General features: G+C 46.0%; 12 protein-coding genes and 3 rRNA genes. All 15 read left to right on the forward strand.

Annotated features, from left to right (window positions below; genetic code table 11):
* Positions 1 to 348: 348 nt before the first annotated feature.
* The gene (dnaX, locus tag HBHAL_RS00195; RefSeq protein ID WP_014641332.1) at positions 349 to 2,073 is read left to right on the forward strand and encodes a DNA polymerase III subunit gamma/tau; all 1,725 of its coding nucleotides are present in this window, start codon (positions 349 to 351) and stop codon (positions 2,071 to 2,073) included.
* Between the two features lie 27 nt (positions 2,074 to 2,100).
* Entirely contained in the window at positions 2,101 to 2,418 is a 318-nt protein-coding gene (locus HBHAL_RS00200) for a YbaB/EbfC family nucleoid-associated protein (RefSeq protein ID WP_014641333.1), read from the forward strand.
* An 11-nt stretch (positions 2,419 to 2,429) separates the two neighbouring features.
* On the forward strand, positions 2,430 to 3,026 hold the full coding sequence (gene recR / locus HBHAL_RS00205) for a recombination mediator RecR (RefSeq protein WP_014641334.1): 597 nt from the start codon (positions 2,430 to 2,432) through the stop codon (positions 3,024 to 3,026).
* A 14-nt stretch (positions 3,027 to 3,040) separates the two neighbouring features.
* Positions 3,041 to 3,256 (forward strand): YaaL family protein, encoded by a 216-nt coding sequence (locus tag HBHAL_RS00210; protein WP_014641335.1) that lies wholly within the window; start codon positions 3,041 to 3,043, stop codon positions 3,254 to 3,256.
* 71 nt (positions 3,257 to 3,327) lie between these two features.
* A complete protein-coding gene (locus tag HBHAL_RS00215) occupies positions 3,328 to 3,591 on the forward strand; it encodes a pro-sigmaK processing inhibitor BofA family protein (RefSeq protein ID WP_014641336.1) in 264 nt (87 codons plus the stop codon).
* 392 nt (positions 3,592 to 3,983) lie between these two features.
* A 16S ribosomal RNA gene (locus HBHAL_RS00220) occupies positions 3,984 to 5,550 on the forward strand.
* A gap of 213 nt (positions 5,551 to 5,763) precedes the next feature.
* Positions 5,764 to 8,681 (forward strand): 23S ribosomal RNA (locus tag HBHAL_RS00225).
* A 94-nt stretch (positions 8,682 to 8,775) separates the two neighbouring features.
* Positions 8,776 to 8,889 (forward strand): 5S ribosomal RNA (gene rrf, locus HBHAL_RS00230).
* Together the 16S, 23S and 5S rRNA genes form the textbook arrangement of a ribosomal RNA operon.
* Before the next feature lie 142 nt (positions 8,890 to 9,031).
* Positions 9,032 to 9,214, forward strand: coding sequence for a sigma factor G inhibitor Gin (locus HBHAL_RS00235; RefSeq protein ID WP_041601127.1), 183 nt, complete (start codon positions 9,032 to 9,034; stop codon positions 9,212 to 9,214).
* Between the two features lie 127 nt (positions 9,215 to 9,341).
* Positions 9,342 to 10,778, forward strand: a complete 1,437-nt coding sequence (locus HBHAL_RS00240) for an aminotransferase class I/II-fold pyridoxal phosphate-dependent enzyme (RefSeq protein ID WP_014641337.1) — start codon at positions 9,342 to 9,344, stop codon at positions 10,776 to 10,778.
* A complete protein-coding gene (tmk, locus tag HBHAL_RS00245) occupies positions 10,775 to 11,410 on the forward strand; it encodes a dTMP kinase (protein ID WP_014641338.1) in 636 nt (211 codons plus the stop codon). Before HBHAL_RS00240 ends, tmk begins: the two co-directional genes overlap by 4 nt.
* Positions 11,411 to 11,460: 50 nt before the next feature.
* Complete coding sequence (locus tag HBHAL_RS00250) at positions 11,461 to 11,790, forward strand: cyclic-di-AMP receptor (protein WP_014641339.1); 330 nt, start codon at positions 11,461 to 11,463, stop codon at positions 11,788 to 11,790.
* 19 nt (positions 11,791 to 11,809) lie between these two features.
* On the forward strand, positions 11,810 to 12,250 hold the full coding sequence (locus tag HBHAL_RS00255; protein WP_014641340.1) for a YaaR family protein: 441 nt from the start codon (positions 11,810 to 11,812) through the stop codon (positions 12,248 to 12,250).
* Positions 12,251 to 12,265: 15 nt separating this feature from the next.
* Complete coding sequence (holB, locus tag HBHAL_RS00260) at positions 12,266 to 13,252, forward strand: DNA polymerase III subunit delta' (RefSeq protein ID WP_014641341.1); 987 nt, start codon at positions 12,266 to 12,268, stop codon at positions 13,250 to 13,252.
* A gap of 8 nt (positions 13,253 to 13,260) precedes the next feature.
* The gene (locus HBHAL_RS00265; protein WP_014641342.1) at positions 13,261 to 14,088 is read left to right on the forward strand and encodes a PSP1 domain-containing protein; all 828 of its coding nucleotides are present in this window, start codon (positions 13,261 to 13,263) and stop codon (positions 14,086 to 14,088) included.
* Positions 14,089 to 14,097: the final 9 nt, after the last annotated feature.

Below are 14,097 nucleotides of genomic sequence, written 5' to 3' on the forward strand. Positions count from 1 at the left end.
CAAATAGAGTGTTAGGTGGTTTCGAGTATCAGATTCGGCCAGGTCCGGAGGGGAACGGGGAGACTCCTGTGGGATAAACATGATCGGTGAGACCCCGGAAAGCGTTAGCTTGAGGAGGCTCAGCACATGCCCACGGAAAGCGAGTCGTTCCCCGCAGGACCTAACTCTCTCACGAGATATCTCGAAACTGAGTCTTCGAGTAATGGGAGCTTAACTGCAAGATCAACACTGAGGGTTAACTGAGCCTTCTTATATAGGAAATATCTTAAACACTCAAATGTCTAAGGTTCACATCCAAACCTCCAATCAGGTATAATGGAGAAGAGACTAAAAAGGGAGAACGGTTATATGAGCTATCAGGCTTTGTATCGTGTCTGGCGCCCGAAAAACTTCGAAGATGTAGTTGGACAAACTCATATTACACGCACATTGCAAAATGCCATTGAGCAGGATAAGTTTTCTCATGCTTATTTATTCTCAGGGCCTCGTGGTACAGGAAAGACCAGTGCTGCGAAAATTTTTGCTAAAGCGGTTAACTGCGAACGTTCCCCTGCCAAGGAACCGTGCAATGAGTGTTCAGCATGTCTAGGCATACAAGATGGATCCATATCCGATGTCATTGAAATTGACGCCGCTTCTAACAACGGAGTGGAACAAATTCGGGAGATCCGGGATAAGGTCAAATATGCCCCCAGTGCGGTAACTTACAAAGTATATATTATTGATGAAGTTCACATGCTTTCCATGGGAGCTTTTAATGCGCTGCTAAAGACATTGGAAGAACCTCCTCAGCATGTCATATTTATTTTAGCAACAACAGAACCCCATAAAATTCCTTTAACAATCATATCGCGCTGTCAGCGTTTCGATTTTAAACGGATTTCACAAAAAGCGATGGTTGAGCGTATGCAAGGGATAACAGCTTCCGAACAGATCTCGATTGCTGAAGAAGCATTAGAGATCGTAGCTCTTACGGCGGAAGGCGGAATGAGGGACGCCTTAAGTCTGCTTGACCAAGCTGTCTCTTATAGTGAAGAGGAAGTAACGATTGAAGATGTGCTTGCCGTTACAGGAGCGGTATCTCAAGGCAGACTGGCAGAGGTCGTTCAGGCGCTGCATGACCATGAAGTAAAAGATGCGTTAGAAGCTGTGGATGATTTGATTCAGCAAGGAAAGGATCCTGGACGCTTCGTTTTTGATTTGATCTACTATTTGAGGGATATACTGCTCTTTCAAAGTGCTCCAGATTTGGCGCATAACTTAGAACGAGCGCTACCTGATGATACATTTCGTAAATTGTCCGGAGAACTTTCCGCTTATTGGATACAGAAGGCGATCCGTGAACTGAACCAGTGTCAGCAAGAAATGAAATGGACCACAAGTCCAAAAGTATTTATAGAGATTGCTCTACTTAATATGGTAGAAGTAAAACCGGAAGCGGCACCTGCCTCTGCACCTGCTCAGGATTCTGAAAGCGTCAGGGAACTCTCAAAGAAACTGAATGAACTTGAGAAGGAATTAAGTTCACTTAAGCAAAAAGGAGTACAGTCTCAGCAGGAGCAGACTCCTCAAAAACCAAAGCGCACACCTGCAAAATCCGGCAGGAGAAGTTATAATGTTCCATATGAGCGAATCCGCCAAGTTTTAAATGAAGCATCTAAAGAAGAAATTAAGAAGGTCCAAAACCGGTGGGCGGACTTTATGGAAGCTTTAAAACAAAGTAACGCTCCAGCTCATGCCACATTGTTGAACAGTAAACCAAGAGCTGCCTCTCCTAAAGCGCTCGTATTAGCATTCAGGTACGATATTCACTGTTCTTTAGCACTTGAGCATCAGAAAACGATTGAACCCCTGCTCACAGAATTTACAGGGAAGCCGTTAGCCATCATTCCTATTCCTGAGGCCAACTGGCAGGAAGTCCGGGAAGAATTTGTGCAAAAGCAAAAAGCGGCACCGGGCGAAGGAAATGAGGAAGGTGTGGAGACAGAAGGAGAATCTTCTCAAGAAGAGGACCCCCTTGTCTCAGAGGCACGCAAGCTTGTTGGTGATGATTTAATAGAAATACAAGACTAAGTTGATTATATTTAAGGAGGAATTGCCATGCGTGGTGGAGGAAACATGAACAATATGATGAAGCAAATGCAGAAAATGCAGAAGAAAATGATGAAAGCTCAGGAAGAGCTCTATGAGATGACGTTTGAGTCTTCTGCAGGCGGAGGAATGGTTAAAGTAACAGCTAATGGTAAAAAAGAAATTACGGACATTTCTATCAACGAAGAAGTGGTCGATCCTGACGATGTAGAAATGCTTCAGGATTTGATTATTACGGCAACCAACGATGTTATTAAACAAGTGGATGATAAAACCAACGATACAATGGGTGAATTCACGAAAGGTATGCCTGGAGGAATGTTCTAGGAGGAGTATTCATGTATTATCCTGAACCGATATCAAAACTGATCGACAGTTTTACAAAGCTGCCAGGGATCGGCCCTAAGACGGCTGTCCGTCTGGCTTTTTTTGTCTTAGAAATGGAAGAAGATGACGTGCTGGATTTCGCGAAGTCATTAGTAAATGCAAAACGAGAGCTTACACACTGCTCTACTTGCGGTCATATTACAGACCAGGACCCTTGTTCGATCTGCCAGGATGAATCCAGAGATCAAACCCTTATCTGCGTAGTTCAGGATCCTAAAGATGTCATAGCCATGGAGAAGATGAGAGAATTCGGCGGAAAATACCATGTGCTGCATGGAGCTATTTCTCCTATGGATGGCATTGGGCCTGAAGATATTAATGTAGAAAGTCTCATTAATCGGTTAAAAGATGAAGGGATTGAAGAATTAATTCTCGCTACCAATCCGAATATAGAGGGAGAAGCTACAGCGATGTATATATCCCGGTTAGTTAAGCCTTCTGGAATACGTATGACAAGAATTGCTCATGGACTTCCGGTAGGAGGAGACTTGGAATATGCAGATGAAGTAACCTTGTCCAAGGCTCTTGAAGGAAGAAGAGAACTGTGATGAAGGTGGTTGCCATGTTTCGTAGAAAAAAAGGAAGAGTTAAAGATATGGACCAGCAGCTCCTCATGAACATTAGGCAATTAAAAAAGGAATGGGAAAACCTGAACAGTATTATTGACCAAAGTATTGAACCAACCGAAGAGGGTTTGAAAGAACTCGCCCTTACTAAATCGAAATACTTATATCTTCTTAGGGAAGCTCGCCACCGCGGTCTCAATGCACTTTCTTAACTGTTCTACTCATAACCCCCTGTCCAGACTCATAGATTGTAGAGAGTCATAATTGGACAGGGGGTTTTTTTATGGATCCGGTGCTCGTTATTCTATTATTAGGGCTGACCATCCCTTTTCTTCTTATTATAGGTTTGCCTTCTGCCCCTATAAAATGGGTGGGGCAGGCAGTAACACGTTTAATTATTGCGGTGATTTTATTGTTTTTCATTAATTTATTTGGAGCACAGTTTGGATTACACATTCCTATCAATGGTTTTACAGCTATTGCATCAGCTTTATTAGGAGTTCCGGGGGTAATATCCATAACAGCGATCCATCTATGGATATTATAGTATAGGAAGAGTCAGGGAGATTCCCCTGGCTCTTCACTTGTTTAAAGGGGAAATTCAGCCTTTTAAACATCAGTGATACTTCTATGAAACTATAAATTTAAAAAAATATGCAAAAGGTGTTGCCAACATTATTTCAGTGTGGTATATTATTATTTGTCGCGTTAAGACAGAGCGGCAAGCCGGCAACGGCAAGCAAAAAAATCATTAAAAAAAGTTGTTGACTTAAATGAGTCACAATGATATGATTATTAAGTCGCTGTTTTGAAGCGGCAAACGAAAACTTTTGATCTTTGAAAACTGAACGAACCAACCAGTACGTCAAGATATTCTTTCAATAAAGAAGGAATTAAAACAAGCACATTCGGTGTGCAAAGAGCTAATCAATCTCAATTTTTATGGAGAGTTTGATCCTGGCTCAGGACGAACGCTGGCGGCGTGCCTAATACATGCAAGTCGAGCGCGGGAAGCAAGCGGATCCCCTTCGGGGGTGAAGCTTGTGGAACGAGCGGCGGACGGGTGAGTAACACGTGGGCAACCTGCCTGTAAGACCGGAATAACCCCGGGAAACCGGGGCTAATGCCGGATAACACCTACCTTCACCTGAAGGAAGGTTAAAAGATGGCTTCTCGCTATCACTTACAGATGGGCCCGCGGCGCATTAGCTAGTTGGTGAGGTAATAGCTCACCAAGGCGACGATGCGTAGCCGACCTGAGAGGGTGATCGGCCACACTGGGACTGAGACACGGCCCAGACTCCTACGGGAGGCAGCAGTAGGGAATCTTCCGCAATGGACGAAAGTCTGACGGAGCAACGCCGCGTGAACGATGAAGGTCTTCGGATCGTAAAGTTCTGTTGTTAGGGAAGAACAAGTACCGTACGAATAGAGCGGTACCTTGACGGTACCTAACGAGGAAGCCCCGGCTAACTACGTGCCAGCAGCCGCGGTAATACGTAGGGGGCAAGCGTTGTCCGGAATTATTGGGCGTAAAGCGCGCGCAGGTGGTTTCTTAAGTCTGATGTGAAAGCCCACGGCTCAACCGTGGAGGGTCATTGGAAACTGGGGAACTTGAGGACAGAAGAGGAGAGTGGAATTCCACGTGTAGCGGTGAAATGCGTAGATATGTGGAGGAACACCAGTGGCGAAGGCGACTCTCTGGTCTGTTTCTGACGCTGAGGTGCGAAAGCGTGGGTAGCAAACAGGATTAGATACCCTGGTAGTCCACGCCGTAAACGATGAGTGCTAGGTGTTAGGGGGCTTCCACCCCTTAGTGCTGAAGTTAACGCATTAAGCACTCCGCCTGGGGAGTACGGCCGCAAGGCTGAAACTCAAAGGAATTGACGGGGGCCCGCACAAGCGGTGGAGCATGTGGTTTAATTCGAAGCAACGCGAAGAACCTTACCAGGTCTTGACATCCTTGGACCACCCTAGAGATAGGGTCTTCCCTTCGGGGACCAAGTGACAGGTGGTGCATGGTTGTCGTCAGCTCGTGTCGTGAGATGTTGGGTTAAGTCCCGCAACGAGCGCAACCCCTAATCTTAGTTGCCAGCATTCAGTTGGGCACTCTAAGGTGACTGCCGGTGACAAACCGGAGGAAGGCGGGGATGACGTCAAATCATCATGCCCCTTATGACCTGGGCTACACACGTGCTACAATGGATGGTACAAAGGGCAGCGAAGCCGCGAGGTGTAGCAAATCCCATAAAACCATTCTCAGTTCGGATTGCAGGCTGCAACTCGCCTGCATGAAGCCGGAATCGCTAGTAATCGCGGATCAGCATGCCGCGGTGAATACGTTCCCGGGCCTTGTACACACCGCCCGTCACACCACGAGAGTTGGCAACACCCGAAGTCGGTGAGGTAACCTTTATGGAGCCAGCCGCCGAAGGTGGGGCCAATGATTGGGGTGAAGTCGTAACAAGGTAGCCGTATCGGAAGGTGCGGCTGGATCACCTCCTTTCTAAGGAAACCGGAAAGGCGGAAACGACCGATGGTCGTGGAAGCTGGACCGGACGGAAGACGTACCTGGTTGGTTGTTCAGTTTTGAGAGATCAAAGCATCTTTCAACTGTGAACCTTGAAAACTGGATAAGGAATCAATAGCGTTTTAGACGCTAGTGATGACAAGACATTCAACAGAAACATCGAACGAAACAACGTCTTTTCACGACGATAGTTAAGTGAATAAGGGCGCACGGTGGATGCCTTGGTACTAGGAGCCGATGAAGGACGGGACTAACACCGATATGCTCCGGCGAGCCGTAAGTAGGCTTTGACCCGGAGATTTCCGAATGGGGAAACCCGCTGTTCGTAATGGGACAGCATCCAATACTGAATACATAGGTATCGGACGGCACACCCGGGGAACTGAAACATCTCAGTACCCGGAGGAAGAGAAAGCAAATGCGATTTCCCAAGTAGCGGCGAGCGAAACGGAAACAGCCCAAACCAGAAAGCTTGCTTTCTGGGGTTGTAGGACACTCCATTGGAGTTATCAAGAAGGAAGGTAGATGAATCGGCCTGGAACGGTCAGCCAGAGCAGGTAACAGCCCTGTAGTCGAAACCTTTCTTCCTCCGGAGTGGATCCTGAGTACGGCGGAACACGAGGAATTCCGTCGGAATCCGGGAGGACCATCTCCCAAGGCTAAATACTCCCTAGTAACCGATAGTGAACCAGTACCGTGAGGGAAAGGTGAAAAGCACCCCGGAAGGGGAGTGAAAGAGAACCTGAAACCGTGTGCCTACAAGTAGTCGGAGCCCGTTAATGGGTGACGGCGTGCCTCTTGTAGAATGAACCGGCGAGTTACGACCGTATGCGAGGTTAAGCATAAGAAGCGGAGCCGCAGCGAAAGCGAGTCTGAATAGGGCGCGTGAGTATGCGGTCGTAGACCCGAAACCGTGTGATCTACCCATGTCCAGGATGAAGGTCAGGTAACACTGACTGGAGGTCCGAACCCACGTAAGTTGAAAATTACGGGGATGAGGTGTGGGTAGGGGTGAAATGCCAATCGAACACGGAGATAGCTGGTTCTCTCCGAAATAGCTTTAGGGCTAGCCTCAGAATAGAAAGTCATGGAGGTAGAGCACTGATTGGACGAGGGGCCCCTATCGGGTTACCGAATTCAGTCAAACTCCGAATGCCATAGACTTTGTTCTGGGAGTCAGACCGTGGGTGATAAGGTTCATGGTCGAAAGGGAAACAGCCCAGACCGCCAGCTAAGGTCCCAAAGTGTGTGTTAAGTGGAAAAGGATGTGGAGTTGCTTAGACAACCAGGATGTTGGCTTAGAAGCAGCCATCATTCAAAGAGTGCGTAATAGCTCACTGGTCGAGTGACTCTGCGCCGAAAATATATCGGGGCTAAACACACCACCGAAGCTGCGGATTGATCTTACGATCAGTGGTAGGAGAGCGTTCTAAGGGCCGTGAAGTCAGACCGTAAGGACTGGTGGAGCGCTTAGAAGTGAGAATGCCGGTATGAGTAGCGAAAAAAGAGTGAGAATCTCTTTCACCGAAAGCCTAAGGGTTCCTGAGGAAGGCTCGTCCTCTCAGGGTTAGTCGGGACCTAAGCCGAGGCCGAAAGGCGTAGGCGATGGACAACAGGTTGATATTCCTGTACCACCTCCTTTCCGTTTGAACGACGGGGGGACGCAGGAGGATAAGGAGAGCGCGCCATTGGATGAGCGCGTCCAAGCAGTGAGACGGTCGGATAGGCAAATCCGTCCGGCAACGTCAAGCTGTGATGGGGAGGGAACTAAAGTACCGAAGCTCCTGAGTTCACACTGCCAAGAAAATCCTCTAGTGAGGAAAGAGGTGCCCGTACCGCAAACCAACACAGGTAGGCGAGGAGAGGATCCTAAGGTGAGCGGGAGAACTCTCGTTAAGGAACTCGGCAAAATGACCCCGTAACTTCGGGAGAAGGGGTGCTCCTCTGCCGAGGAGCCGCAGTGAAAAGGCCCAAGCGACTGTTTACCAAAAACACAGGTCTCTGCGAAGCCGTAAGGCGAAGTATAGGGGCTGACACCTGCCCGGTGCTGGAAGGTTAAGGGGATGCGTTAGCCGCAAGGCGAAGCGTTGAACCGAAGCCCCAGTAAACGGCGGCCGTAACTATAACGGTCCTAAGGTAGCGAAATTCCTTGTCGGGTAAGTTCCGACCCGCACGAAAGGTGCAACGACTTGGGCACTGTCTCAACGAGAGACCCGGTGAAATTATACGATGTGTGAAGATGCACATTACCCGCGACAGGACGGAAAGACCCCGTGGAGCTTTACTGTAGCCTGATATTGAATGTTGGTACAGCTTGTACAGGATAGGTAGGAGCCTTAGAAGCCGGAGCGCTAGCTTCGGTGGAGGCGCTGGTGGGATACTACCCTGGCTGTACGGACATTCTAACCCAGGACCGTTATCCGGTCCGGAGACAGTGTCAGGTGGGCAGTTTGACTGGGGCGGTCGCCTCCTAAAAAGTAACGGAGGCGCCCAAAGGTTCCCTCAGAATGGTTGGAAATCATTCGCAGAGTGTAAAGGCACAAGGGAGCTTGACTGCGAGACCTACAAGTCGAGCAGGGACGAAAGTCGGGCTTAGTGATCCGGCGGTACCGCATGGAAGGGCCGTCGCTCAACGGATAAAAGCTACCCCGGGGATAACAGGCTTATCTCCCCCAAGAGTCCACATCGACGGGGAGGTTTGGCACCTCGATGTCGGCTCATCGCATCCTGGGGCTGTAGTCGGTCCCAAGGGTTGGGCTGTTCGCCCATTAAAGCGGTACGCGAGCTGGGTTCAGAACGTCGTGAGACAGTTCGGTCCCTATCCGTCGTGGGCGTTGGAAATTTGAAAGGAGCTGTCCTTAGTACGAGAGGACCGGGATGGACACACCGCTGGTGTACCAGTTGTTCCGCCAGGAGCATCGCTGGGTAGCTACGTGTGGTCGGGATAAGTGCTGAAAGCATCTAAGCATGAAGCCCCCCTTGAGATGAGATTTCCCCTTACGCCAAGTAAGTAAGATCCCTCAGAGACGATGAGGTTGATAGGTCCGAGGTGGAAGCGTGGTGACACGTGGAGCTGACGGATACTAATGGATCGATGACTTATCTATCCTTTAAAAAAGAAGTCGGAAGAGACGTTCGCTCGTCCGATGGTTGAATGATTGCCTTATCCAGTTTTGAGGGTTTACCTCAAACTGTATATGATGTGGTGGTGAAGGCGAAGAGGTCACACCTGTTCCCATGCCGAACACAGAAGTTAAGCTCTTCAGCGCCGATGGTAGTCGGGTCGATCCCCGTGAGAGTAGGACGCCGCCACATCAATAGTTAACCTTAGAATAAGTTCTAAGGTTTTTTTGTATCTTTTTTTACGATAGATGTATATAAATGATAGATTCGGAGATACTAGAAATAGATATAGTACCTGGTTAAAAGATTAGAAGAAAACAGGGAGGGAATTTTAATGAGTCGTAAAGAGTGCTGCAGCATATGTTCGAAAGAAACGGAAGACGGCATCTATTTATTAAGAGTTTATATCTGTGCTTCATGTGAGAAAGAAATGATAGAGACGTCCACCGACGACCCTAAATACCAGTTTTTTGTGAATCAGATGTCTAAAGCCCATCGGTCTATGATTCTTTCTTAAGATAAAGTATAGCAGCTATGAGAAAATCACCTCATTCTAAATGAGGTGATTTTTTTATGGTCGAATTGCTCCGCGCCCGGGTTTTCTGTACGATAGGATGAGAGATTAAAAAAGTAGGTGAATACGAGTGCACGATCAAAATCAAACGCCGCTTTACGATGCGTTAATTCATCATATGAAGCAGGATCCTATTACCTTTCACGTTCCAGGCCATAAGTTTGGAAAGGTATGGCCGAATAAAGGTCTAGAAAGTTTTAATTCTATTTTATCCATAGATGCTACTGAAATTCATGGACTTGATGATTTACACTCTCCTGAAGGAGTCATTGCTGAGGCGCAGGATTTAACCAGCCGTTATTTCGGCAGTGATGAGTCCTTTTTTTTAGTAAATGGAAGTACAACGGGAAACATAGCGATGATTCTTGCTATATGTCAACGTGGAGATACTATTATTGTGCAAAGAAATAGTCACCAATCAGTGTTACATGGAATCGAACTGGCAGGGGCTTTTCCTGTTTTTATTTCGCCTGAATATGAAGTGGAAACCGGGCGGTATAGTAAGCTTTCGGCAGAATCGGTTCAACATGCCATTACCATGTATCCTGAAGCGAAGGCTGTATGTTTAACGTACCCGGATTATTTTGGGCGTACATATGATTTAAATCGAGTCGTGGAAACCATTCACGCACATAACCTTCCAGTTCTGGTCGATGAGGCGCACGGGGTCCATTTTCAGCTGGGAGATCCTTTTCCAACTTCCGCTTTACGCTCTGGGGCCGATGTGGTTGTTCAATCTGCCCACAAAATGGCTCCAGCTATGACCATGAGCTCATATTTACATTGCCAAAAAGATCGCTTCCCGGTTTTTAAATTAAAGCATTATTTAAAACTGCTGCAATCGAGCAGTCCATCTTATCCTTTGATGGCAAGTCTTGATCTAGCCAGATATTTTTTAGCGCAGCAAACGGAAGACGAATTACGATCTACTCTGGCTTTTATTCATGAAGTAAGAGAGATTTTTAAGAAAGCAACCAGCCAGTGGGAAGTAAAGCCACTTTCTGTCTATGATGATCCTCTTAAGATGACGTTAGAAACCAGGGAGGTTCCCGGTTTTGAAATAGCTCAAGTATTGGAGAATCTCAACATTTATCCTGAACTTGCTACTTCCAATCAAGTATTAATAACGTTCGGGTTAAGTCCTCACTTGGATGCGGAACTCTTAAAGCAGCGTCTCGATGATGTAGATTCGCAATTAAAAAACAAAGAAAAGCGTGCTACAATAAAAATAGAACAACCATCGTTTCCTAAAATTCAAACCTTAGATATAAGTTACTCTGATTTAGAAGACAGTCTATCAGAATGGGCTGACTGGTCTAAAGCTGTGGGTTACGTATCAGCTGAAGATGTCATTCCATATCCTCCGGGAATCCCTTTACTTATGAAAGGGGAGCGTATATCTAACCATCATAGAAAACAAATCCAGTCGCTTCTGGGGCAAGGAGCCCGTTTTCAAAATGAAAGAATTGGAGAAGGAGTACGAGTGGTTAAAGGAGAATTGTCGTGAAAGGATTATTTGTAACATTTGAAGGCGGAGAAGGAGCAGGAAAGTCTTCCATGCTGCATGCCATTGGAAAAGAATTGAGTGAAGAAGGGTACCAAGTACTTGAAACAAGGGAGCCAGGCGGAATCGAAATCGCTGAAAAGATCAGGCACGTGATTTTGGATACTTCTCACACAGCCATGGACGCTCGTACAGAGGCGCTTCTATACGCAGCAGCACGAAGACAGCATTTAGTAGAAAAAGTAGTGCCAGCGCTGCAGGAAGGGAAAATTGTGTTATGCGACCGCTTCATTGATTCCAGTTTAGCCTATCAAGGGTATGCGCGAGGGCTAGGCATGGATGAAGTGTACAAAGTAAACGATTTTGCCATTGAACATTGCATGCCTGAACTTACGCTTCTTTTTGATATAGAACCGAGTGAAGGACTGAGCCGAATCGCAGCCAACAAAGGAAGAGAGCAGAACCGTTTAGATCTTGAGGAAATAGATTTTCATCAAAAGGTTCACGATGCTTACCATCAATTGGCTGACAAATACCCGAATCGTATTAAAGTGATTAATGCTGGGCAGTCTTTTGATAAGGTGAAAACAGCGGCTTATCAAGCTTTACGCACCCGCCTTCCCGCAGCTAAATAATTAACGTTTGTTATAATGATATAAAATACCCAACAGGAGGGTTCGATCCAATGAAAATGATCATTGCGGTTGTCCAGGACAAAGATAGTAATCGTTTGACCGATGCCTTAGCAGAGAACGATTTTAAAACCACTAAATTATCCACGACAGGTGGTTTCCTAAGAGAAGGAAATACCACATTTATGATTGGTTGTGAGGACGGAGAAGTGGACGATGCTCTGGAAATCATAAGAAATAACTGCAGTCAGCGTGAACAAATGGTAGCGCCTATTTCTCCAATGGGAGGTAATGCCGATTCCTATATACCAAAGCCTGTAAAAGTAGAAGTCGGTGGCGCTACGGTCTTTATTTTACCTATCGATTCTTTTTTCCAGTTTTAACGTAAAGGAGCCGCCTTACATGAAAATCACTCATGATATGCGAACTCAAATGGAGTCTGCCCAAAAGCAAGCGGCCCAACAATCACAAGGCAGACCAAGATTTGATCAACTTGTTCAATCCCAGACCAGGCAGCTTCAAGAAGTTCAGCTAAACCAGCTTATCAAAAGTATAAATGCTCAAGGGGAGCGTGTAGCCCGGTTTCGTTCCTTTCGGGACCTGGCTAAATATAAGAGACTGATCAAGGATTTCGTTAAAGAATCCGTCAATTATGGAATGAACTTAAAACACTCCCACAGCTGGAATCAGTATGGACAAACAAGGAAATTAACTCTTGTAGAGTCAGTAGATGAAAAATTAGCCGAGCTGACGGAAGCTGTAATGGATGAGGAGAAGAAAACAATCGACTTACTGGGGCTTATTGGAGAGATTAAAGGTCTGCTCATTAATTTATATACGTAAGGACGGACGAACAATATGCAGACATGGACAGAAATGAAAGAAATTCAACCTTTAGCTGCTCAGATGTTAATGAACAGTTTCCATAAGGACCGTATTTCGCATGCCTATTTATTTCAGGGAAATCGTGGAACCGGTAAAAGGGAAATGAGTATTCTTTTTGCTAAAAGTATCTTCTGTAAATTTCGTGAGGGAGCTGCTCCCTGTCAGTCATGCCGGGATTGCAATAGAGTAGATTCAGGAAATCATCCAGATCTTCATTGGATTGAACCAGATGGCCAATCCATTAAAAAAGAGCAAATCCTTCATCTTCAGAAAGAATTCACTTATACCGGTATGGAATCTAATCGAAAAGTTTATATCATCGTGGATGCCGATCGGATGACTACCAATGCTTCCAACCGTCTATTGAAGTTTCTGGAAGAACCGAGCCAGCAGACGACGGCTATGCTGCTTACGGAAAGCGGCCAAACCATGCTGGACACGATACGATCACGTTGTCAGCTTCTCGCTTTTCAACCTCTCAATCCAGAACGAGTGGAGAGTAAACTTATAGAAGAAGGCGTGTCTCAATCAAACGCAAAAATATTAGCTTCTTTAACGAATAATTTAACAGAAGCTATGGAGATTAATGACGATGATTGGTTTGCTAATGTGCGAAAATTAGTGATACAATTAATTGAAGTGCTTCAAAATAAACCAAATGAAGGACTTCTATTTATCAACCATCAGTGGATGCCTCACTTTAAAGAGAGACAACAGCTACAGCGCGGTCTTGATGTCTTAATGCTCTGGTTCCAGGATGTAATTAACTATTATTTGGACCGGGAAAATTCCATCGTCTTTACAACGGAACGTGAGAAATTAGAGCAGGCGGCCATGAGGTGGTCGAGACAGTCAGCAGCGCAGTGTTTGTCCTATATCCTTGAGGCGAAGCGAAAGATAAATCAAAATGTCCATCCTAATTTAGTGATGGAACAACTTACCCTTCAACTACAGAGGTGATGATCCGGATGATCGAAGTTGTAGGTGTCCGATTTAAACAGGCGGGAAAAATTTATTATTTTGACCCTGGACAGTTAAAAATGACCACAGAGGATTATGTGATTGTCGAAACCGTGCGCGGTATTGAATTCGGAAAAGTTGTCATTGCTAATAAATCCGTAGATGAAGAAGACGTAGTCTTACCCCTTAAGAAAGTCATTCGTATTGCGGATGATAAGGATAAGGTGACGGTGGATGAAAACAACGACAATGCTGCAGAGGCTTATCGTGTCTGCGAAGCGAAAATCCGTGAACATAAATTGGACATGAATCTTGTGGACGTAGAATATACGTTTGATCGTAATAAAGTAATTTTTTATTTTACAGCCGACGGCCGAGTTGATTTCCGAACGCTGGTTAAAGACTTAGCTTCCGTGTTTAAAACCCGGATAGAATTGCGCCAGATTGGTGTCCGGGATGAAGCCAAAATGCTGGGTGGTATCGGTCCATGCGGACGCATGCTATGCTGTTCAACATTTCTGGGTGATTTTGAACCTGTATCCATAAAAATGGCGAAAGACCAGAATCTCTCGTTAAATCCGGCGAAAATTTCAGGATTGTGCGGGAGGCTCATGTGCTGCCTTAAGTATGAAAACGACGATTATGAAGCTGCTAAGAAGGAGCTTCCCGATTTAGGCGAGAACATTGCTACTTCCTTTGGCAAAGGGAAAGTCGTTGGTTTAAATATGCTGGAGCGCATGGTCCAGATTGAATTTAGAGAAAAAGAACGTGTTCTTGAGTACTCCTTGCAGGAATTAATTGATGAAGGAGTCGTCCAAACCGAAGCCGCAGAATAAGAGGGTGGA

Source organism: Halobacillus halophilus DSM 2266, from assembly GCF_000284515.1.
GTDB lineage: Bacteria > Bacillota > Bacilli > Bacillales > Halobacillaceae > Halobacillus > Halobacillus halophilus.